Annotated in this window: 15 protein-coding genes; 10 read left to right on the top strand and 5 right to left on the bottom strand. The window is 65.6% G+C overall.

Annotated features, from left to right (window positions below; genetic code table 11):
• Positions 1-177 precede the first annotated feature (177 nt).
• Positions 178-1,311: an SGNH/GDSL hydrolase family protein gene (locus tag G5C50_RS26115; RefSeq protein WP_165073919.1), complete on the top strand. Its 1,134-nt coding sequence runs from the start codon at positions 178-180 to the stop codon at positions 1,309-1,311.
• Between the two features lie 3 nt (positions 1,312-1,314).
• On the opposite strand, the gene G5C50_RS26110 is transcribed toward G5C50_RS26115, so the two are convergent.
• Positions 1,315-2,076, bottom strand: a complete 762-nt coding sequence (locus tag G5C50_RS26110) for an RNA polymerase sigma factor (RefSeq protein ID WP_165073918.1) — start codon at positions 2,074-2,076, stop codon at positions 1,315-1,317.
• 734 nt (positions 2,077-2,810) lie between these two features.
• On the opposite strand from G5C50_RS26110, the gene G5C50_RS26105 reads away from it, so the two are divergent.
• Positions 2,811-3,767, top strand: a complete 957-nt coding sequence (locus G5C50_RS26105) for a sigma-70 family RNA polymerase sigma factor (RefSeq protein WP_165073917.1) — start codon at positions 2,811-2,813, stop codon at positions 3,765-3,767.
• Between the two features lie 161 nt (positions 3,768-3,928).
• Here the strand turns inward: G5C50_RS26105 and G5C50_RS26100 are convergent, their stop codons facing one another.
• From G5C50_RS26100 to G5C50_RS26090, 3 genes are all read right to left on the bottom strand, one after another.
• Positions 3,929-4,363 carry a hypothetical protein gene (locus G5C50_RS26100; RefSeq protein WP_206107863.1) on the bottom strand — a complete coding sequence of 145 codons (435 nt, stop codon included), beginning with the start codon at positions 4,361-4,363 and terminating at the stop codon, positions 3,929-3,931.
• A gap of 438 nt (positions 4,364-4,801) precedes the next feature.
• On the bottom strand, positions 4,802-5,272 hold the full coding sequence (locus G5C50_RS26095; RefSeq protein ID WP_165073916.1) for a hypothetical protein: 471 nt from the start codon (positions 5,270-5,272) through the stop codon (positions 4,802-4,804).
• A 701-nt stretch (positions 5,273-5,973) separates the two neighbouring features.
• Entirely contained in the window at positions 5,974-8,376 is a 2,403-nt protein-coding gene (locus G5C50_RS26090) for a DUF4962 domain-containing protein (RefSeq protein ID WP_165073915.1), read from the bottom strand.
• Positions 8,377-8,939: 563 nt separating this feature from the next.
• Between G5C50_RS26090 and G5C50_RS26085 the strand changes: the two genes are divergently transcribed.
• Positions 8,940-10,145: a patatin-like phospholipase family protein gene (locus tag G5C50_RS26085; protein WP_165073914.1), complete on the top strand. Its 1,206-nt coding sequence runs from the start codon at positions 8,940-8,942 to the stop codon at positions 10,143-10,145.
• Positions 10,146-10,470: 325 nt separating this feature from the next.
• On the opposite strand, the gene G5C50_RS32425 is transcribed toward G5C50_RS26085, so the two are convergent.
• Positions 10,471-10,752, bottom strand: a complete 282-nt coding sequence (locus G5C50_RS32425) for a hypothetical protein (protein ID WP_206107861.1) — start codon at positions 10,750-10,752, stop codon at positions 10,471-10,473.
• Between G5C50_RS32425 and G5C50_RS26080 the strand changes: the two genes are divergently transcribed.
• From G5C50_RS26080 to G5C50_RS26050, 7 genes are all read left to right on the top strand, one after another.
• Positions 10,735-12,528 (top strand): gluzincin family metallopeptidase, encoded by a 1,794-nt coding sequence (locus tag G5C50_RS26080; protein ID WP_206107860.1) that lies wholly within the window; start codon positions 10,735-10,737, stop codon positions 12,526-12,528. The two genes, G5C50_RS32425 and G5C50_RS26080, sit on opposite strands and share 18 nt — an antisense overlap.
• A 2-nt stretch (positions 12,529-12,530) precedes the next feature.
• Positions 12,531-14,096, top strand: coding sequence for a ComEC/Rec2 family competence protein (locus tag G5C50_RS26075; protein WP_165073913.1), 1,566 nt, complete (start codon positions 12,531-12,533; stop codon positions 14,094-14,096).
• Between the two features lie 518 nt (positions 14,097-14,614).
• Positions 14,615-15,784 carry a 1-deoxy-D-xylulose-5-phosphate reductoisomerase gene (locus tag G5C50_RS26070; RefSeq protein WP_165073912.1) on the top strand — a complete coding sequence of 390 codons (1,170 nt, stop codon included), beginning with the start codon at positions 14,615-14,617 and terminating at the stop codon, positions 15,782-15,784.
• Positions 15,772-17,805: an RIP metalloprotease RseP gene (rseP, locus tag G5C50_RS26065; RefSeq protein ID WP_165073911.1), complete on the top strand. Its 2,034-nt coding sequence runs from the start codon at positions 15,772-15,774 to the stop codon at positions 17,803-17,805. The genes G5C50_RS26070 and rseP overlap by 13 nt, the downstream gene beginning before the upstream one ends.
• Before the next feature lie 17 nt (positions 17,806-17,822).
• On the top strand, positions 17,823-18,437 hold the full coding sequence (locus G5C50_RS26060) for a hypothetical protein (protein ID WP_165073910.1): 615 nt from the start codon (positions 17,823-17,825) through the stop codon (positions 18,435-18,437).
• 87 nt (positions 18,438-18,524) lie between these two features.
• A complete protein-coding gene (gene acs / locus G5C50_RS26055; RefSeq protein ID WP_165073909.1) occupies positions 18,525-20,504 on the top strand; it encodes an acetate--CoA ligase in 1,980 nt (659 codons plus the stop codon).
• Positions 20,501-21,163 carry an HD domain-containing protein gene (locus G5C50_RS26050; protein WP_165073908.1) on the top strand — a complete coding sequence of 221 codons (663 nt, stop codon included), beginning with the start codon at positions 20,501-20,503 and terminating at the stop codon, positions 21,161-21,163. The genes acs and G5C50_RS26050 overlap by 4 nt, the downstream gene beginning before the upstream one ends.
• The last annotated feature ends 139 nt before the right edge of the window (positions 21,164-21,302 follow it).

Below are 21,302 nucleotides of genomic sequence, written 5' to 3'. Positions count from 1 at the left end.
GTCTCGTCCACCCGTCGTCGCCCAGCGGACGCGACGTGCGGCGGGAATGTAGCGGGAACCCCGGAAGTCGTCAATGCCGGCGTAGGAACCTGGAACCGGCCCCCCGGCGGCGATACGATCGCCCCATCTCGCGGGCGCCGGTCCGCTCCTTCCCCCCCCATCCTGGCGACAATCCTGATGAAGCCCCCACTCCGCATCCCCATTGGTCTCGTGATCGTAACCCTGTCCCTGCCGGTCGCCGTTCGCGCCCAGGCGCCCGCGACCCAGACTGCGCTCACCTGGAGCGACGTCCGGACGCTGACGCTGGAAGGCCAGGGCTGGAAGGAGGCCGATCTCAAGGCCCCGTTCGACCGCCTTCCCGCGAAGGCCGATGGAGTCGCTCGGCCTCCGGTCTGGAGCCTTTCGAGGGACTCGGCGGGGATCGCCGTCCGGTTCGTGACCGATTCCCCGGAGATCCACGCTCGCTGGACGGTCAACAAGAAGGATCGCCTGGCCATGCCGCACATGCCCGCGACGGGGGTCAGCGGACTGGATCTGTACGCCCGGGATCCTCAGGGCAAGTGGCGATGGGTCGCCGTCGGCCAGCCGACCGAGCAGACGAACACGAAGGCCCTGGTGAAGGGACTCAGCGCCGGCGAACGGGAGTACATGCTCTATCTTCCGCTCTACAACGGCGTCACCTCGGTCGAGGTCGGCGTTCCGACCGATCGATCCGTTCGTCCGGCCGCCCCGCGCAAGGCCGAGTCCGCCAAGCCGATCGTCTTCTACGGGACCTCGATCACCCACGGCGGCTGCGCCTCGCGGCCCGGGATGTGCCATCCGGCGATCGTCGGCCGGAAGCTTGAGCGACCCGTCATCAACCTGGGCTTCAGCGGCAACGGCACGATGGACCAGTCGATTTCCGATCTCCTCGTCGAGATCGACGCGGCCGTCTACGTGATCGACTGCCTGCCGAACATGACGGCGGCCATGGTGTCGGCGCGGACCTCTCCGCTGGTCAAGACGATTCGCAAGGCCCGGCCGAACACGCCGATCCTCCTCGTCGAGGACCGCACGTACACCGATTCGATCTTCCGGCCGTCTCAGCTTGAGCGCAACGAAACCAGCCGAGCTGCGCTCAAGTCCGTGTATGAAAAGCTCAAGGCCGAAGGAATTCCCGAGCTGTACTACCTGGAAGGCGAACCGCAGCTCGGCGACGACGGCGAAGGGACCGTCGACGGTTCGCACCCGACCGATCTGGGCTTCATGCGAATGGCGGACGTCTTCGCGCCGGCGATTTCGGCGGCGATCGGCGGGGGCTCCTCGCGCTGACGTTCAGCGGTCGTCTCCATCGTCGAACTTGATGCGAGCCAGGGAGGGCTTGCAGAACTCCAGGAGTTTCAGGTCGCCGAGTTCCTCCTCGACTTGATCGCGAGAAGGATCGCCGAGGGTCACGCGGACCTCGGAGATGAGGAACTCGGTGAACTTGTCCCGGGCGCGGTGGAGGATCTGGCGGAGGCTGCCGGCGGTCACGGGGCGGCCGATCCGCTCCGACAACTCCTTGGCCAGGTCGGGCGAGCGAAGCTGAGGCCTGGCGAGCCTCAACCTCATGACCTGCCAGTAGGGCTGGCCCGTGTTCTGCTCGTGGTCCTTGAGGGCCTGCCAGGCGCGGGCCATCAAGTCTTGCCGCCAGCTTAGAAGGAACTGCTCGTCGAAATCCTTCAGCCCGACGTCGCCGACGATGGCGGCTTCCATGTCGGTGTCGAGGTGGGCGACCCCCTTCTTCTTGCGGAAGTGGTCCATCATCAGGTTGTGGACCGCCCGCTTGAGGTAGTCGCGGAACCGGCCGCGGCTGCGGTCGAACTGGCGGAACTTGCCGTCCAGGAACTTGAGCGAAAATTCCTGGTTCAGGTCGCGCGCGACCTCAGGATCGCCCACGACCTTTAAGAGATAGCGGTGGACGGCGCCCGAATAGCGGAGCATCAGAAGCTGGTTGGCCTGGTTCATCTCCTCCGGGGTGCCGTTGCGCGCCTTGTAGAGGAGGGTCGTCTGGGTCATCAGCTCGGTGAGCTTGGCTTTGGCGTCGCCGGATTTCACAACCGTTCTCCTCGACGAAATCCGCCCGCCGATTCCGGCGGCGTCGACTGGGTGCGTCAGGTCGATCAGGGACGTCGGCGGCGGCCGTTGCGGTCCGGCCGGTCAGAAAAAAGAAAGATCGTCATGGAACGGTCCGGTGCGGCGCACGTACTTGATAGTGAGAGGGAGACGTCGAACGACCTGATCTCTCTCTATCATACAGACGGAGGCCGAACCATGAAAAACCCGAGTCAGACAGCCCAGCGCCGAAGTCGGACCTCGGGGTTTCTCGGTCTCGCTTCGTCCCGCACTTATCATAGCTTACGTCGAATCGAGAGCCGAGGGAACGCACCGCTGGAGACGTGCCGAACGCTCGGCCGTCGGCTCGCGGATCACGTTCGGTCCGGGCTCGACTCGACGGCCACCTTCCTGATTCTCTTCCTCCTGAAGGGACGGGCGGCCCTGGCACCGATCCCGATCGACGCTTCCGCCGCGAAGATTCGGCGTTCGCGGGCGGTCCATCGGAGATAAGTCGTCCACGCCGACGGCTTGACTCCTCCACATAACGTCCTCCCCCAGGTCCTCATGGGCGAACCCGTGGCCGGCCCCTTGCCCGGCCGCGCCCGTTCCCGTCCGCTCCGCGGTGCACACCCGCCCGGAGCGTGACGGGCGGTGGCCAAGGTGCGCCCCGAGAGTGAGACGCGAACACACGAGATGGATCGTGAATCGATCCAGATCGGGAAAGGAACGGATCCATGGCTGCCGCCGCACGCATTCCCAATGACGACCTCAGCACCCTGCTTCTCCTCAGCCGCAAGGACGTTCGCGTTCTGAAGCCCGAGGAAGAGCGGCGGATTCTGATGCAGCTTCACGACCTTCGCACCCTGCTGGCCGCCGCCGCGGGGGAGCTTGACCTTCACGCCGAGGCTGAATTCGACGTCCAGGGGTTCGTCCGCTTCGTGCTGGCCGGCGGCCCGCCGCTCAGCGACGACGAGGCCGTCCTTCAGGCCACGGCCCGGGCGTACAACGAGACCCGCACCCGGCTGGCGATGGCCAACCTGCGACTGGTCGCCCACGTCGCCCGCCGCTACCGCGACCGGGGGATGTCCATTTCGGACCTCCTTCAGGAAGGGTTCTGCGGTCTGCTGACGGCCATCGACCGCTACGACGTCTCGAACACGACCCGCCTGGCGTCGTACGCCGTGTGGTGGATTCGCCAGTCCTTGCAGCGGGCGGTGGCGGCCGGCGTTTACCCGGTCCGGCTCAACCCGCGTCACCTCCAGAAGCTGGCCGAAAGCTCGCATGAGGACGAGGGGAGCCAGCCGACGAAGACCAAGCGAGTCCGCTCCGCCGCCGCCGAGGCGACCCTGAAGCAACTGCACGCGGCCACCCGGCCCGTCGTCTCGCTCAACGCCCCGGTGGGCGACTCCGGCCGCACGAGCATGCTCGACATGCTGAGCGTCTCGACCGACGACGAGGTTGAGGACCGCGACCATGAGGAGCAGATCGCCGGCCTGATCGGCCAGCTCAAGCCCCGCGAGCAGACCGTCCTCCGCCTCCGCTTCGGCCTCGACGGCGCTCCGGCCCACTCGCTGAGCCAGGTCAGCGAGATCCTCGACGTCTCCAAGGAACGGATCCGCCAGATCCAGGACGCCGCCCTCTCCAAGCTCCGAGCCTTCGCCCGTCACCGCGAGTGCTGCGAGGTCGGATGACGTTCCCTTCAAGTTGAGTACCACGAGCGTGGGCATGCGATCGGCGACGGTGATGCAGCCGTCCAAACCGATCCATGTCCACGCTCTCGCGCGCTTCGCCTGGCCGCCCCGTCCGCAGCGCCTCGTCGACGGTGGAATGGTAGCCGTCGACGAGCCGAACTTTAGGCTCCCGGAACGACCTCCCGCTGAGGCACTCCTGTGGAGCCTTGAGATTGGACCCAGGCCATATAGCCGCCCAGGATGAGGGCTGCGGCGGCTTCCAGCATGATGAACAGATTGATTTTGAACGAGACCTTCCAGGGCGGGGCGATCAGGTAGTGCCCCAGGACGAGCAGGTTCATCAGCGCGAAGATGTAGAGACAGACGAACGAGGCGGTCCGACGACCTTCGAGGAAAAGCAAGCAGCCGGCGAGACCAAAGGGCGTCATGACGAACCAGGCCATGTCCACCAGGTGAGGGTTCAGCCAGGTCGGCTCGGGGTACTGTTTGAAGAAGATCACGTTGTCGACGTAGTGCAGGATGGACGTCGCGACATTGGCCGCCACCAGCAAGAAGAGAGTCCGCTTGTTCCCGGCCAGTGCGGCATCGGTCGTCATTCTCGAAATCTCCCAAGGCGTAAGTCGGCCCTCGCCTCCCGGCGACGACCCGCGGTTCTCAGGGATAGGACAGCCTGATTCCGCCGCCTCGTTTTCAGGAGCGACCACGAGACGCGAGTCCTCTTTCTCCGCGACTCTCGAACCGCACTGTATTTCCCACCCTTATCCGGATCTGAGCAGCATCCCGATCATGTTCCTCAGGCTTTCCAGGACGAAGCTGTCATTAGTAAGCCTAGGCTGTCAGCGAAATTAAGGCTGGTCCCTCTGCCTTGCCTAAGAGAGTCCCCTCTTCCTTGCCGTTTTGCCCCGAATTCGGGAGTGGCCACTTTGCCTTAACTCCCTTCCTTTGCCTTACCTCTGCCTTGCTCAACAACTCGGGGACGATTCCGATCCAGACAGTGCCGATGTGAGCCGCGATGAAGGGTACGTATTTTCTCGCTACACGAGAGTTACTGCCTTTTGGAATGTGTACGTGTTGTCAGTCAGCCGAGGGCGGAACTCCACAATGACAATGACCACGTGAGTATTGGCCGGTATCTCCGCTTCCGCAACGAATCGGGAACTTGCGTCTGCGTCGATTGCGTGATAGCTCGCGGCAGCGTGGCGGCTCATATTCCCGGGGAAGTCGCCACAAGTCGGCTCCCCACCCCAGACCAACCGGTATTTCAACCACTCGAGCTCGATCCGCACTTCCGCTTTGTTCTCAATCTTGCACTCCACGGCAACTTGCCTCGGCTGCACACCGTTCGACGGTCCCAGTGGTGTCAAACCGATGTCGACGGAGAGTCGCTGAAACATCCTTTGAAAGAAGACTCGCCATACGAAGTACATGGCTGCCGCCGAGAAGCCGATGATTTCGACGATGTCTTTTACGACTCCAGTCATATCGTGGATGCGTGATGGTTCCATGTCGAGGACCTTCCGTTTAGTGCATAAAAGCTGACGGAGATATCCCTATTGCTCTTCGTCGGGGGAAAAGCTGACGGCGATCTCCCTCTTGCTCTCCGTCGTCTAGGGGAGGGCTGGTAAGGTACTCTCCTTCCGGTTCGAGGACGGTCGTTCGGGATGGTGAATTCGCCATCCGGAGGCTCCTTGGGGTCGAGGGAGGTGGCCATGGAACATCCCTCTCCACTTCCCATGGACGACGGCAGCGCGAGGGTGAACCACGCGAGGCGATCATTCCTCAAGTTTGGTCGTCAGCAGGGAACTCCTCCCAGGACTCTCGATATCAGGTATTCACCGGAGGGCATACGCGTCGGTCCGGCCCTGGAAGCTGGGTCGGCCTCGGCAAGTCGTCCGTCGAAGTGGGTTGTCAACCGCCCGGCGGGCGGCTTTATCAGAGCGTTGGGGAGAATCTATAGTGCTAGGAGGGACTGATCCGCCGTGCGGGCGTGTTGGCGGTCTTCCTCGTAGAGCCTTCGATCTGGCCCCCCTCCCAAAAGGATGAACTACTACCAACTTGACTCCGCGAGGGGCGCTGCGCTTTGGTGATACGTCTTCCTCACCCCCCTTCACGTCTCCCCGTCGACGGCTCGCCCCGCCGCGACGGTCGCCGTGTCGGTTGGAGTCGCGGCGCCGTCGTGGGGACGATGTCGGTGCATCCTTGAGATTTACTCCGCGGCTTTAGAGTTCGCGAAGACGGGGCCGCGGACCTGGAGCGAACCGCCCCAGGGGCTGGTGACGCCTTCGCGACGGAAGGCGACGTAAAAGGGGCGGCCGTCGAGGGTTCCCTTGACGCCGATGGATTCGGGCGTGTCGAACCGTTGGGCTTCCAGTCGGGGCGCCTTGTCGTCCTGATGGGGAACGATCAAGGTCAACATATTGACTTGATCACTCTTGGTCGACGTGCCGGCCTCGACGTGCCACTGGTTCGGGAACTCGCGGGTGGGCGGCGGCTCATAGCCGTCCCACTGCCGGAAGTTCAGCGCCTCAGAGGCTAGGTAGCGAACCTGAACCCCCGCGTTGTCGCGCTGAAGCGAAAGGGCCTTGTTCGGCTCGTCGATCTTGAACGGCGAGAGGCCGTGGAGCATGAACTGGTAGGTCGCCGGCTTCGCGGCTTCGAGATGGTCGTAGACCACCAGGAACGGGGTGGCCGCATCCTTCACGAAGGCGACGCGGCGGCGGGCCTGCTTGAGCCGACCGTCATAGGCGGGGGTCGCGTCGCCTTCGATATAGTCGAGAGCCGGCGACAGCGACTCGTCGACGATCCGACCGAGCGGTCGCGCCGTGTGTTTGATCTGGCCTTCGCCGTCGACGAGCACGGCGTTGTGCGCGACGGTCGAGTGAGCCCAACCGTAATGGAACTTACTGCCGTGGAGGTCCCGGTAGACGCACGTGGTCAGGAGCGCTTCGCCGTAGGCGTTGAGCTGGAAGATGTTCTGCGGGTTGTGGCCGTGGCTCTGCGATCCGAAGGGGCTCGACTTGAACAGGAAGTGAACGTCGCGGCGGCTGTCGAGCAGGTTCGTGTGCAGGCTGGCGACGCCGATGCCGTGGAAGACCTTCGAGGACGGCAGGTCCTTGGGGGGCTTGGCGGCCGGCTTCGGGGGCAGGTTCGCGTCGTAGAGGAATCCCAGCACGCCCGACTCGTCCTTCATCCCCCATTGCTCGGCCCACCACCGCCAGTAACCGTCGCGGCCGGCTTCGGGGCGTCCGGCCGAGGCCCGGATGAAGTAACCGAGGAAGCCTCCCCAGGACGATCCCGGCTTTCCGCTGGACAGGTCGCCGAAACCCATGTTGGGCGATCCCGGCGGTGCGACGTAGAGCGGGAAGTCGCCGACCTGGGCGAAGAAGGGCTTTTTCAGACCGTCGATCCCAAGCGCCGAGTCGGCGGCCTGGAGCCACCAGACGACCTTGGTCATGTAGCCCGCCCAGTAGGCGACGCCTTCGTGCCAGCCGCCGTCGTCGTCGGACCAGACGGGGTAGGCTCCGTAGAACTTGTTCAGGGCGTAGTCGAGCCAGACGTCGGCTTCCGGAACCTCGCCGAAGAAGGCGATGCCCGCCTCGCCGATCTTGTGCCAGACTCGGTTGCCGTGGCTATTGTACGGGCGGTTCAGATGACCGACCCCGCGCTGGACTTCGCCGCTGACCCAGGCGTCATAGATCCGCCGAATCATGGCCTTGCGAACGACCTGCCGATCTTCCTCCGACAGTGCGTCGAACGCCCAGTCATAGGCTCGGGGCAGCCGATGGAGCATTGGCTTGGCGGCCTCGCAGTTGAGGGCGAAGTTCGTCGGGCCGTCGGGGTTGTAGGAGGCCAGGTGCAGGATCCAACGCCGGGCGGCCTGCTTGTACCTCGGCTCACCGGTGATCAGGCCGACGAAGGCCAGGGTTTCCGCTTCCTTACACGCCTTCTCGGTCTGTACGCGGTTGGGCCACCAGTACTTGACCATCTCGGCGTTGTCCTTGTCGCGGGCCGATCCCAGATGTTCGGGCTCGGGCGTCGGCCCGGCCTTGATCAGCGCATCGGCCTCGCGTGTCAGGCGACGGAATGCCTCGGCCTGCGTTCCCTCTGCGGCCTTTCGGATGCGCGGTAGGTCTTCGGGACGGAGGAAGAGCCGGGGGTGCCCCTTGGGAATGCGCTCGGCCCGCTGGGCTTTCGACGGCATGGGGAAGGCCACGGCGTCGGCCGGCACGATGAATCGCCGGGTGAGGCTCCAGTCTGAGTCCTCCCCTTTTTGAGTCTGGAACCGATAGCGCCAGACGTAGTTGCCCGGCGTTAGAGTCTCGTGATGAGTATATGTCGGCCAGGGGACGTCCTTGATGGTGACGGCGTCGCCGAAGTCGTCACGACGGCTCCACTGCACGGTGTAGGTTTTGGCCTGGGTCTCGTGGACCCAGTTGAGCGAGGGCGGATTCATCCGAACCACGGCGCCGTCGCCCGGCCGATAACCCCACTCGTCCGGATTGGCCGGGCGATTCGAGACCCTCTCGGCGGCGATCGACGGCCCGCCCATCCCAACGCAAACCAGGACCAGGGCCGGCAACATCACCAGCCGTGCGGTGTTCGTCCTCATGCGTCTGGCTCCTCCGTCGAAGGCACCTCTTGCCGTCGAGAGATCGCCCCAGCGAAGAAAACCAGGAGAGACCGGGGCCGGCGCCCGACGCAAAACCGCGCGCATCTCTCAGCCTGGAAGGATGCGCGTTTTCAGGTGGGTTAATGCTGCCCCTCACCTGACCACGCCGCGCGTCGGGAGTCAATGGCTTGGCGGCCCTGGCAGCCCCCAGAGTTGCTGCACTATAGATGCAGGGATCTGACGAGGAGATCCCTGGGATCTGACGGGAGGGTTTGACGGGGCCTCCCTATGGCTTTACGTCATTCGGGGGGCCTGACGGGGAGTCGTCAGGGGGAGGTCTCCCGGAAGTCATTGCTTTAGGTGCGGTTTTCCTCGGCGAGGCGTCGGCGGCGCACTCATCGTGGCCGGCTCCTAAGGGACATATTGCGGGGGCCTGTAAGTTAGCTGTGGACCACAAAAGAGCCGGGGGATTTCATTTTGCGTGTCGGCGGTCTTGTTTTTGGTGTGGTTTTTGTGTTATTTTGAAGCGCATCTGACAAGGCCAACGCGAACGAGGTGCTTCGATGCAAGAAGCTGTAAGCCCGCTGAGCGATTCTAGCCAGGACCTGCTAGAGCCTGGTGAGAGTGATGAGGCCGATCGCGCGCCGGAGTCGGGACCCGGACTGTGTTTGTCCGGCGGAGGCTATAGGGCGATGCTGTTTCACGTCGGGGCCCTGTCGCGCCTCAACGAATTCGGCCTGCTCCCCGCGCTTAAGCGAGTCTCGAGTGTTTCCGGCGGTTCGATCACCGCGGCGACCCTGGCATTGGCGTGGAATGACCTGGGGTTCGACGGCGATGGCGTGGCACGGAACTTCGGGAAGCTTGTGGTCGAGCCGATCCGGGGGCTGGCCCGCCGCACGATCGACGCCGGGTCCGTGCTCGGAGGGCTGCTCAACCCATTCAGCAGTATCGCCGACCAAATTCACTCGGCCTATCGAGAGCAACTCTACGGGGACGCGACTTTGCAGGACCTCCCTGGCCCGCCGGCGCCGAGTTTCGTCCTCAACGCCACCAACGTCCAAACCGGCGCACTTTGGCGGTTCTCCAGGTCCTTCATGGGTGATTACCGCGTCGGGATCACGAAGAACCCGCCCACAGCGCTGGCTCTGGCGGTTACCGCCTCATCCGCCTTCCCGCCGTTTCTCTCGCCGGTCACGCTGGATACCTCCGGCCTGAACTTCGAGCCCGATACTATCGCCGACTTGCGGCGGCCCCCGTTCACGACGAGCGTGGTTCTGAGCGACGGCGGAGGCTACGACAACCTTGGACTCGAGACGGTGTTCAAGCGCCTCGACACGGTTCTGGTCAGCGACGCGGGGGCGAAGATCGCGGCCGAAGAGGTGCCGAGCGGCGACTGGGCCCGCCATTCCTACAGGATGCTGAACATCAATGACAACCAAGTGCGCAGTCTGCGCAAGCGCGCACTGATCGCTGCCTACCGGGACGCCTCCGGCAATCCGCATACGTCGAGAAGGGGTGCGTATTGGGGCATCCGGACCGACATCGCCGACTATGGACTCGACAGCGCCCTCAACGCGGACTGTCTGCACACGCATACTCTCGAACTGGCTGAGGTGCCCACCCGGCTGGCCAAGCTTACAGAGGAGCTGCAGGAACGCCTCATCAATTGGGGCTACGCGGTATGCGACGCTGCGATCCGGCGGCATTGGCCGCCGCAAGGCACTCCCCCAACTCCGAAATTCCCGTACCCGCGAGGAGTTCGGCCGTGAGGCGTAAGCAGAGAAGTCGGCAGGCGCGGCCGATGAGCGTCGGGATGGCCTGAAGTGAGGGGGAACGCCGGAGCACGAGTCGAACTGGGCCGCCAGACGTCGGTTCACCCGTATGGCTCGCCGGGCGCTCCGATCCCGTCGATTCACGTCGGGCGCGAGAATTCGGTCAGTTAGGACCGGGCCTCTAGAGAGCGGGAGCGAGGACAACGAGGTCGATGCTCATCCGGGAAATCACGTCGAAAGACACGATTATCTGTCGCTGACAGCTCGACGAAAGGGGCGAACTGTGACAGCTGAGGACTATCCGCGTCCCGCCGTACGCCGTCTACGGATCTTCTCCTTCGATCCGGCGCTCGCCGCCCGCTATGAGCTGGCCGGCGTGAGCGGCATCACGATCGAAGTCCCGTGGGAAGATGGCCTCAGGCCGGGCCCAGTCGGCGAGTACATCGAGGTCGTCGACGTCGATCCCGCCAGCAACGCCGCTTATCCGCCGGTCGACCTGAACGAGCCCGCACTGCTCGCGACCGACGGTCTTCAGCCGTCGGAATCCGACCCTCGTTTTCATCAGCAGATGTGCTACGCCGTCGCTATGAAGACGATCGAGCACTTCGAACGTGCCCTAGGACGGAAAGCGCTCTGGTCGACACACCGCCGAAAGGAGGGCGATCGCTTCGTCGAGAACTACGTCCCGCGGCTGCGGATCTACCCGCACGCCTTGCGGCAGCAGAACGCGTTCTACAGCCCGCCCAAGAAGGCCCTGCTCTTCGGGTACTTCTCTTCCACCGCGAACGACGGAAGGAATACGCCGGGGACGACCGTGTTCGGCTGCCTGTCCCACGACATCATCGCCCACGAGACGACGCACGCGCTCCTCGACGGCGTGCACCCTCGCTTCAACGACCCAGTCAATGAGGACGTCCTGGCGTTCCACGAGGCCTTCGCCGACATCGTCGCGCTGTTCCAGCACTTCTCGTATCCGGGAGTGCTGCGCGACCAGATCGCGCGCACCCGCGGCGACCTCGCCCGCCAGAGCGTGCTTGGACAGCTCGCACAGCAGTTCGCGCTGGCCTCGGGGCGCGGCGACGCGTTGCGCAGCTACCTCGGCGAGATGAAAAACGGTGAATGGACGCCGATGAGGCCAGAGCCGACCAAGCTCGGGTCGACGGCCGAACCGCATGCCCGCGGGGCGATTCTTGTGGCGGCGGTCTTCGGTGCCTTCTCGAAGGTGTACCGGTCGCGTACCAGCGACCTCTTCCGGATCGCCACCGAGGGCACTGGCGTCCTCCGCGACGGCGACATCCATCCCGATCTCGTCAACCGCCTCGCCGAGGAGGCGCAGCGAGCCGCCGATCGCGCGCTCCAGATGTGCATACGCGCCATCGACTACTGCCCGCCGGTCGGGATTACGTTCGGTGCCTACCTGCGTGCGGTCGTCACGGCCGACTACGACATAAATCCGATCGATCGCCAGAATTGGCGCCTGGCGTTTATCGAGAGCTTTCGCGAATGGGGGATATCCCCTCGTGGGGCGCGCTCCATGGCGGAGGACAGCCTGCTTTGGCCGAGAGAACAGGACGTGATCAAAGAGCAAGTGAGGATCGAGCAGGCACCCGTCGGTTACGAGGAGAAGCAGGCTTCCTACAAGCCTGGCGCATTCGGCGGCGACGTCGAAATGGCGAGGCAACGCAGCCATCGGGCGCTGACCAAACTGTTCAGGGAATCGGCTCCCGCGTCGTCGGACGAGAACTACGCCCACAAGACGAGGCGTGGTAAACCGGAGCCGTATCCATCGGCCCGGTCCGGCGACGTGCTGACGCCGGCCAGATTGTCGATGCCCCGCTTCGACATCTGGCTGGACGCCGAGAAGCAGGCGGCGATGTTCCACGGCTGGCTGATGGACGAGGACCTGGCATGGCTGTCGCTCGCGCTCGGTCTGGTCGTCGACGTTGCCGGCCTTCCGTTGACGATCTCCTCCAGGAACGGCCGGGCGAGGATCGAAGTGCACTCGGTGCGCACCGCCCTGAAGCAGGGGGCTCTGGGATGGCCGGAGCCGCACATGGTCGTCGTCCTGACGCAAAGCCGCGACGGCTATTTCGACAAGGAAATCCAGAACGAAAGGGACTCCACCCCGAAATCAGAGAAAGACTCAGCTTGCGACTTCAAATACCGCGCCGGCTGTACGCTGCTGATCGACCCTCAGGAGATGCAGATCCGCCGGGTCATTCGAACGCCCGCCACGGTAGCTGACGAGAGCGAGTTCGACCGCATGCGGAGTTACCTACTGGAAGGGCTGGCCCCGCTCAACGCCTTCGCGCCTGCCTCGAAACGCTTCAGGCCGGATGCCGAGCCCTTCGCATTCCTCCATTCCCACGGCGGAGCGTGACCATGGCCAAGAAGAAGGCCGGCAAGAAAACCGTGAAATCCAGCTCCAAGCCCGATACGCTCGCCTCGCCCCCCGAGGCCCTGATACCGCCGCCCGGCGGTGCCGCGATCCGCATGTACCGCATCGGCCACGGCGATTGCTTCCTGGTGGCGTTCGATGGCGAAAGTCCTGGGAAGCCGGCCTACGTGCTGATCGACTGCGGCTACAAGCCCAAATCGCCCGACATGCTCGGCCAGCCCACGAAGGCGAAGGACATTGGCGCGCACATCATCGCGACCACCGGCGGTTTCGTCGACGTCGCCGTCGCGACCCACGAGCACCAGGACCACCTCAACGGCCTGACCCCTGACAACTTCCCAGGCCTCGAAGTCGGGAAGGTCTGGTTCGCCTGGACCGAGAATCCCAAAGACGAGGTCGCCAACCAGCTGCGCAAGAAGTTCAGGGACAGGCTGCTCGGGCTCATCGACGCCCGAGCCAGCCTCATGGGCCTCGGCAAGTCCGAAGCGGCCGAGGACCTGGATTGTTTCCTCGAGTTCGAGCTTGGCGAGGAGCCCTGTGATTTCAACGGTGCCGAACACCTCGCCGCCACAGGGAAGGACCCCGCAAAATCAGCAAACAAGCGGGCAATGAAGTTCCTCAGCGAGTGTGCGGCGGGAAAGACGGAGTATCTCTATCCGCACCAGAAAGTACTCGCGGTGCCCGGCGCCAAGAGCGCTCGCGTCTTCTCGCTGGGGCCTCCGCGCGACATCGACAAGATCGACGACCTCGATCCGGTCGGGGACGAGACCTTCGGTGGCCACGCATTGAACGCCGTCGGCGGCGGGGGGGCGGACCTGCCGAAAGCCTCGCCGTTCTCGCGGCGCTATGTGATTCCGCTCGAGCAAGCTTTCGCCGACGTTAAGTCCGGATGGTTCTTCAGCGACTTCTACGGCGAAGCGGGGGCTTTCGCCTCGGAAGCGGGCGACGGCCAGGAGATACCGTCCAACGCCGGCTGGCGCCGCATGACCGCTGACGACGCCGCTGACGCGGGCGCGTTGGCCCTCGCAATGAATAATGCCACCAACAATGCGAGCCTTGTCCTCGCGTTCGAGCTCTCGAAGGGCGGCAAAGTGTTGCTGTTCGTCGGCGATGCGCAGGCCGGCAACTGGAGATCCTGGTCCGACGGCAAGTTCGAGGATGACGGTGCCGAGGTCACGGCGGAGGACCTGCTGGGGCGCACCGTTCTCTATAAGGTCGGCCATCACGGCAGTCACAACGCAACGCTGAAAGGCAAGGTCGGCTCCCATGAGGCGGGCCTCGCCATCATGGCGCGGGGCAAGCACGAGGCCGAATTCGTCGCCATGATCACGGCCGTCGAAGCATGGGCTCGCCGGAAGCCCAAACCTGACTGGAACCATCCGCTCCCTGAAATTAAGCAGGCTCTCCTGAAAAAAGCCAATGGGCGTGTTCTGCAAACCGACTCGCCCGTGCCAGCCGCGCCCGCCGTCGACGTGTCCGGAAACTTTCATGGCTTTTTAAAGCGAGTTAAAGAAACGCCGCTATATTTTGATTTGCTTATAAATCCGTAAATGTCCGGGAGGTGAGGGAAGACGAGGGGCAGGGAGGAGCTGAAACGGCAGCACGTCTGGATTTCGCCGCCGTTCAGGGAATTTGGAAAAGCTTGTTTCCACTCCAGCAGGCGTCTCGCGGCCGAATGGAAGATACATCCACGGATGGCAAGTGCTCGACGATGAGATGATCCCGGGGCACGGGGCCTGATCCTCCGGCCGAGTGGTGGCGGCAGCCGTCGAGGGCGGACTGCTCTTCCACCTCTCAATATCAATCATTTCCGGCCCGGAACCTCCCCGGTGAGGAGTCGGTGCCACGCTGGTCCTGTCTGATCGGTCGTCGGCGGCAAGTGATCGGTCGCGGCCGGCATTGGGTTGGCAACCGCCCGGCGGGCGGACTTGTCGGGGCGCGGGGGAGGATTTATAGTGCTAGGAGGGAATGATCCGCCGTGCGGGCGTGTTCGCCCAAAGGTCGAACGCGGCGAGACTTGGGTCGCGAGGCCGGGATCCGCGATGCGGCCTGAGATACGGGAGCCGAGATGGAGCGAGGGGAAGCCACCACGCGCGTCGTGGTCCTGGGCTCGACGGGGTCGATCGGGCGCAGCGCCCTCGACGTGATCGGGGCGGACGGGCCGGCGAGGCTCCGGGCGCACGGACTCAGCGCGCACACGAACTGGAAGCGGCTCGCCGATCAGGCCCGCTCGACGGCCCCGCGATTCGTCGCGGTCGGCGGCGATGGGGCCGTCGCGGAGGCTCGCGAGGCCCTGCGAGGCACCGGCGTCGAGGTCCTCTCGGGACGCGACGGCGTCATCCGGATGGTCCAGGATCCCGAGACCGACCGCGTGCTCGACGCCATCGTCGGCGCCGCCGGGCTGGAAGGAGCCTGGGCGGCGCTTGAGGCCGGCAAGACGGTGGCCCTGGCGAACAAGGAGACGCTCGTCGTCGCCGGCCCGCTGGTCATGGACCTGGCCCGGAAGCGAGGTGCCGACCTCCTCCCCGTCGACAGCGAACACTCGGCCATCTTCCAGGCCCTCAAGTCGGGCGGGCCTCGCGAGGTCAAGCGCGTCATCCTGACCTCGTCCGGCGGCCCCTTCCGAGGCAAGACCCGCCGCGAGCTGCAAGACGTCACGCCCGAGATGGCCCTGAAGCATCCGACCTGGAGCATGGGCCCCAAGATCACGATCGACTCGGCCACGCTGATGAACAAGGCGCTCGAGGTGATCGAGGCCCGCTGGCTGTTCGACCTCGCGCCGGAGCAGATCGAGGTCGTCATCCACCCCGAGAGCACGATCCACTCGATGGTCGAGTTCGTCGACGGCAGCGTGGTCGCCCAGCTCTCGCCGCCCGACATGCGGCTGCCGATCCAGTACGCCCTCACCTACCCCGACCGCCACCCCTGCCCTGGCCCGCGGCTCGACCTCACGAAGCCCTCGGCCCTGCACTTCGAGCCCCCCGACCGGGAGACCTTCCCGGCGCTCGACCTGGCCTACGAGGTTATGCGGAAGGGCGGCACCGCCGGGGCCGCCCTGAACGCCGCCAACGAGGTCGCCGTGGGACGGTTCCTCGGCGGCGAGATCGGTTTCCTGGACATCCCCGCGGCCTGCCGCGCCGCGCTCGACGATCACGAATACGACCCCTGCCCGACGCTCGACCGCCTGTGGAAGGTCGATGCCGCGGCTCGCCTGGAGGTGCAACGTTGGAAGCCCTGATGCAGCTCTGGAACATCGCGAAGGTCGTGCTCGGGCTCGGGTTCGTGATCTTCATTCATGAACTCGGCCACTTCCTGCTGGCCAAGTGGAACGGCGTTAAGGTCGAGAAGTTCTCCATCGGCTTCGGCAAGACCCTGTTCGGCTTCAAGCGGGGAGAGACCGAATACGTCATCGCCGCGATCCCGCTGGGCGGCTTCGTCAAGATGCTCGGCGAAGGGGGCGAGGTCGGCGAAGGGCCGCCTGACGCCGAGGCCGCCAGCGACCCCCGCGCGTTCAACAACAAGCCGGTCGGCGCCCGGATGGCGATCATCTCCGCGGGGGTGATCATGAACATCCTGCTGGCGATGGTCTGCTTCGCCTACGTCTTCGGCCAGCCTCGCGAGGAGATGGCGGCGCGGGTGGGGGCGGTTCTGTCAGGCTCGCCGGCGTTCGAGGCCGGCCTCCGCGCCGGCGACGAGATCATCGCCATCGACGGCCGCCGCGACGTCGGTTTTCAGGACCTGATGAAGACGGTGAGCCTTAGCAGAGAAGGCCAGATCGTCGACTTTCAGGTCGAACGCCCTGGCGCTTCCGCCCCGATCAACCTGACGATCACCCCCCGTCGCGACGCCAACGCCGACAAGCCGACGATCGGCGTCGTGTACGGCTCGTCGCTGGAAGTCGGCGACTACCAGCCCCTGGCCGGGACGCCCGAGGCGGCGAAGCTCCCCTGGCCGGCCCAGTCCAAGCCCCTGGACGCCCTGGCGGTGAAAGCCGCCGCGCCGGCCGGCGAACCGCTCGTCCCCATGGCCAACCACGAAGCGTTCGTGCAGGCGTCGACGCGGAACCGCGACAAGCCGTTGGAAGTGACCTTCGAGCCCCGGACGGCCGGCGGCAAGGCCGTCCCTGGCGGCGTCGAGGTCAAGGCGACGCTCCCCCCCAACCACTTCGTCGATCTGGGCCTGAAGTTCGCATTCGAGCCGATCCGGTCGATCGCCAAGGGTTCGCCGGCCGAGGCCGCCGGCTTCCGCGTGGGCGATCGGATCGTCAAAGTCGACGGCCGCGACGACGTCGACCCGATGCGGCTGCCCCTGGCCTGCTTCGACCACGCCGGCTCGCCCATGACCGTTGAAGTCCAGCGCGGCGAGGGAGCAGCGACGGAAACCATATCGCTGACGGTCACCCCGAACGACTCGCCTTTGGGCGACTCCTTCTGGCGGGTCTCTCCGTCCGAGGATATCCAGATCCCCGGCCTGGGGATCGCCTTCCCGATCAAGCCCGTCGTTCAGGGGGTCGTCGCGGATTCGCCCGCCGCCAAGGCCGGGTTGAAGGCCGGCGACGTCATCGACGCCGTGGTCATCCCCGCGACCAAACCTCGCCCTCGCCGCGACGGCGGCTCCGCGATGGAGCCCACCTCGGGGACCCGCGAGCAGACGCTCAAGCTCGACGACAAGACGGCCGCCTGGCCGTTCGTCTTCGGACTGCTCCAGGAGCTGCCGATCCAGACCCTGAACCTGAAGGTTCACGGCCGCGACGAACCGGTTCCCGTTCAGCCCGAGGTCGTGGCCGACTGGTTCAACCCCAACCGCGGCCTGGAGTTCTTCCCCGCCTTCCGCACGATGCCGCCGCTCGGCTTCGTGGACGCCGTCAAGAAGGGCGTGAACGAGACGGTCGAGAACATCGCCCTGGTTTACGCGACGATCCGCAGCCTCTCGACGGGCCGCGTCAGCATGAACCAGACGGCCGGGCCGATCGGCATCTTCCGGATGGCCAACTCCGCGGCGAAGTCCAGCCTGACCGACTTGCTCAACTTCCTCGGGCTGATCAGCATCAACCTGGCCGTCCTGAATTTCCTGCCGATCCCGCCTCTGGACGGCGGCCAGATGATCTTCCTGATCGCCGAGAAGATCCGAGGCCGTCCCCTGCCCGAATCGGCCGTGATCGCCGGGACGTACGTGGGGCTTTTGCTGGTCCTCTGCCTGATGGTCTTCGCGACCTACCAGGACGTCTACCGGCTGCTCAAGGACTACCTCTTCTTCTGATCTGAGCGGAGGCGGGGATGAGCGTTCTCCAGCGGCTGGAGGCCGGAGAGGCCCCCGCCGACGTCTTCGCGGGCCGGCCGCTCGACTTCGTTGCGGCCGTCGCCCTTGAGGCTCTCGGCGACGACGAATCGCTCGGCCCGAAGCTGGTTCAGGCGCGTCCCGAGCGTCCGAAGCTGGTCGCCGCCGTCTCCGAGCCCGCCCTCGCCGGGCTCTTCCCGAAGGCTTCGCGCCCGACCCGGCTGGCGCTTTCGGCCGGCCTGCTCCAGATCCTCAACGCCTGGGACGCCAGTCACGAGGCCGCGCAGGAGGCCGAGGACCTGGGCGAGCGCCGGTTCTCCGCCTACTGGCATGGCGTCGCTCATCGCCGCGAGCCCGACGCCGGCAACGCCTCGTACTGGTTCCGCCGCGTCGGCCGACACCCCCTCTTCCCGACGCTCGCCGAATCGGCCGAACCCCTGCTGACCGAGGGGACGCGCCGGGTCGTCGCGGGCGGTTCGTGGGATCCGTTCGCCATGATCGATGTTTGCACCCGCTCCCGTCCGGGGACCGACGACGAGCGGGCGGCTCGCCGACTTCAGCGGCTGGAAATGGCGATTCTCCTGAAGGCGACCGCAGAAGCCGCGATAGCTTGAGCTTCGGGCTGATTGACTCGCGCCGGGGAGGGGTTTAAGATCCGAATCACCCCTTTCCCCGGTCGAGCGATCCTGGAGCGAGCGAGCATGCCCCCCGAGAATCCCAGCGGCGGCGGAGCCATCAAGAGCGTCCTGCAAGAGACCCGCGTTTTCCCGCCCCCCGCGGAGTTCGCCAAGACCGCCGGGATCAAGAGCCTCGACGAGTATCAGGCCCTCTGGAACAAGGCCAAGGACGATCCCGAAGGCTTCTGGGCCGAGCAGGCGAAGTCCCTCCACTGGTTCAAGACGTGGGACCGCGTCCTCGACTGGGATGCGCCGTTCGCCAAGTGGTTCGTCGGCGGCAAGCTCAACGCCTCGTACAACTGCGTCGACCGCCATTGCGAGGGGCCGGACAAGAACAAGGCCGCCCTCATCTTCGAAGGCGAGCCGGGCGACCGCCGGGTCCTCCGCTATCAGGATCTCCAGCGCGAGGTGAGCAAGTTCGCCAACGTGCTCAAGGGCCTGGGCGTCAAGAAGGGGGACGTCGTCGCGCTCTATCTGCCGATGATCCCCGAGTTGGTGATCGCGGCCCTCGCCTGCGCCCGGATCGGGGCTCCGCACACGGTCGTTTTCGGCGGGTTCAGCTCGGAGGCTCTCGCGGGCCGGATCCAGGACTGCAAGGCCAAGGTGCTCGTCACGGCCGACGGCGGCTGGCGGCGCGGGAAGATCGTGCCGCTGAAGGAGAACGCCGACGGCGCCGCCGCCGAGTGCCCGACCCTCACCGCGGTCGTGGTCACCAAGCGAACCGGCCACGAGGTCGCCTGGACGGCCGGCCGCGACCACTGGTGGCACGAGCTTGAGGCGAACGCCTCCTCCGACTGTCCGCCGGAGGAACTCGACAGCGAGCACCCGCTGTTCATCCTCTACACCTCGGGGTCGACGGGCAAGCCGAAGGGAATCCTGCACACGACCGGCGGCTACATGCTCCAGGCGGCGGCCACGACCAAGTGGGTCTTCGACCTGAAGCCCGACGACACCTACTGGTGCACGGCGGACGTGGGCTGGATCACCGGCCACTCGTACCTGACGTACGGCCCGCTCGCCAACGGGACGACGTGCGTGATGTTCGAGGGCGCCCCGAACTGGCCCGACGAGGCCCGGTTCTGGAAGATCATCGAGGATTACAAGGTCACGATCCTCTACACCGCCCCCACCGCCATCCGCGCCTTCATGAAGTGGGGCGAGCAGCACCCCAGGAAGCACGACCTGACGAGCCTCCGCCTGCTGGGTTCGGTCGGCGAGCCGATCAACCCCGAGGCCTGGATGTGGTACCACGAGGTCATCGGCGGCGGCCGCTGCCCGATCGTCGACACCTGGTGGCAAACCGAGACCGGGGCGATCATGATCGCCCCGCTCCCCGGCGCGACGCCCACCATCCCCGGCTCGGCGACCCGCCCGCTCCCCGGCATCGTCCCGGAGATCGTCACCAAGGACGGCACGCCCGTGGGCGTCAACGAAGGGGGCTTCCTGGTCATCACCAAGCCCTGGCCGTCGATGCTCCGGACCATTTACGGCGACGATCAGCGCTACAAGAACCAGTACTGGAGCGACGTGCCGGGCGTGTACTTCACCGGCGACGGCGCCCGCCGCGACGAGCACGGCAACTACTGGATCATGGGTCGCGTCGACGACGTCCTGAACGTCGCCGGCCACCGGCTCTCCACGATGGAAATCGAGAGCGCCCTGGTGAGCCACCCGGCGGTGGCCGAGGCCGCCGTCGTCGGCAAGCCCGACGAGATCAAGGGCCAGGGGATCGCCTGCTTCGTCACGCTGGAACTCAACCAGACGCCCACGGACAAGCTCAAGGCGGAGTTGAAGGCCCACGTCGCCAAGGAGATCGGGGCCCTCGCCCGCCCGGACGACATCCACTTCAGCGAGTCCCTGCCCAAGACCCGCAGCGGCAAGATCATGCGGAGGCTTCTCCGCGACATCGCCGCCGGGGTTGAGAGCACGGGCGACACCTCGACGCTGGAAGACGCCGGCGTCCTGGCCATGCTGCGGAAACAGGAACAGCAGGAAGAGGAATGACCGCCGCCGACCGATCACGTCGTGCGTGGATCCTCCTGGCCCGCCGCCTGGGCCTGGACGACGATCGCACCGCGCTGATCGCGGACTACCTCGTCGACCAGTACACGGCTGAGGGCCGATACTACCACGGCCTCGATCACGTCGCGCGGATGCTCGACGAGGTCGAGGCCCACGGATCTCTGTTCCAGAACCGCGACGCCGTCGAACTGGCCGTCTTCTTCCATGACGCCGTATACGAACCCTCCCGCCGCGACAACGAGGCCCGCAGCGCCTCCGCGCTCCACGACCTGCTTGCCGGATCCGTCTCGGCCTCCCTCCTGGAGCGGGCCGAGGCGATGATCCTGGCGACCTGCGGCCACTCCGCGACGGGCGACCCCGACGTCGACCTCTTCCTCGACGTCGACCTCTCCATCCTCGCCGCCCCCTGGCCCGAATACGCCCGCTACGCCGAGGGCGTCCTGCGCGAATACGCCCCCATCTTCGGCGAGGACGTCTACCGCAAAGGCCGCGTCGAGAAGTTCCTCCGCCACATGCTCGCCCGCGGCCGAATCTTCCTCACCGAAGCCTACGCTCCCCGCCAGGCCGAAGCCCTCGCCAACCTGGCCCGCGAGGCGCAGGAGTTGGAGACGACCGGACGGTTGGAGTCGGGGGAGGTTTGAGGTCGAGGATTCTCGAGTGCCGACCGTTTGGATTGCGCCCCGCGCCGAACATTGAGGATTGGCACCCGACCGACGTCGGTCCTACCGTCGTAGGGGCACCCCTTGTGGGTGCCCGATCGCCATCGGATAAAAGATCGCC

It is taken from the genome of Paludisphaera rhizosphaerae, from assembly GCF_011065895.1.
GTDB lineage: Bacteria > Planctomycetota > Planctomycetia > Isosphaerales > Isosphaeraceae > Paludisphaera > Paludisphaera rhizosphaerae.
Note: the sequence above shows the minus strand (reverse complement) of the source record. Positions and strands in the feature narration are given on the sequence as shown.

Excerpts from the sequence above, each read along its gene's own strand:
- G5C50_RS26115 (WP_165073919.1), top strand. The coding sequence starts at position 178 with ATGAAGCCCCCACTCCGCATCCCCATTGGTCTCGTGATCGTAACCCTG.
- G5C50_RS26105 (WP_165073917.1), top strand. The coding sequence starts at position 2,811 with ATGGCTGCCGCCGCACGCATTCCCAATGACGACCTCAGCACCCTGCTT.
- G5C50_RS26100 (WP_206107863.1), bottom strand. The coding sequence starts at position 4,363 with ATGACGACCGATGCCGCACTGGCCGGGAACAAGCGGACTCTCTTCTTG.
- G5C50_RS26095 (WP_165073916.1), bottom strand. The coding sequence starts at position 5,272 with ATGGAACCATCACGCATCCACGATATGACTGGAGTCGTAAAAGACATC.
- G5C50_RS26090 (WP_165073915.1), bottom strand. The coding sequence starts at position 8,376 with ATGAGGACGAACACCGCACGGCTGGTGATGTTGCCGGCCCTGGTCCTG.
- G5C50_RS26085 (WP_165073914.1), top strand. The coding sequence starts at position 8,940 with ATGCAAGAAGCTGTAAGCCCGCTGAGCGATTCTAGCCAGGACCTGCTA.
- G5C50_RS26080 (WP_206107860.1), top strand. The coding sequence starts at position 10,735 with ATGAAGACGATCGAGCACTTCGAACGTGCCCTAGGACGGAAAGCGCTC.
- G5C50_RS26075 (WP_165073913.1), top strand. The coding sequence starts at position 12,531 with ATGGCCAAGAAGAAGGCCGGCAAGAAAACCGTGAAATCCAGCTCCAAG.
- G5C50_RS26070 (WP_165073912.1), top strand. The coding sequence starts at position 14,615 with ATGGAGCGAGGGGAAGCCACCACGCGCGTCGTGGTCCTGGGCTCGACG.
- G5C50_RS26060 (WP_165073910.1), top strand. The coding sequence starts at position 17,823 with ATGAGCGTTCTCCAGCGGCTGGAGGCCGGAGAGGCCCCCGCCGACGTC.
- acs (WP_165073909.1), top strand. The coding sequence starts at position 18,525 with ATGCCCCCCGAGAATCCCAGCGGCGGCGGAGCCATCAAGAGCGTCCTG.
- G5C50_RS26050 (WP_165073908.1), top strand. The coding sequence starts at position 20,501 with ATGACCGCCGCCGACCGATCACGTCGTGCGTGGATCCTCCTGGCCCGC.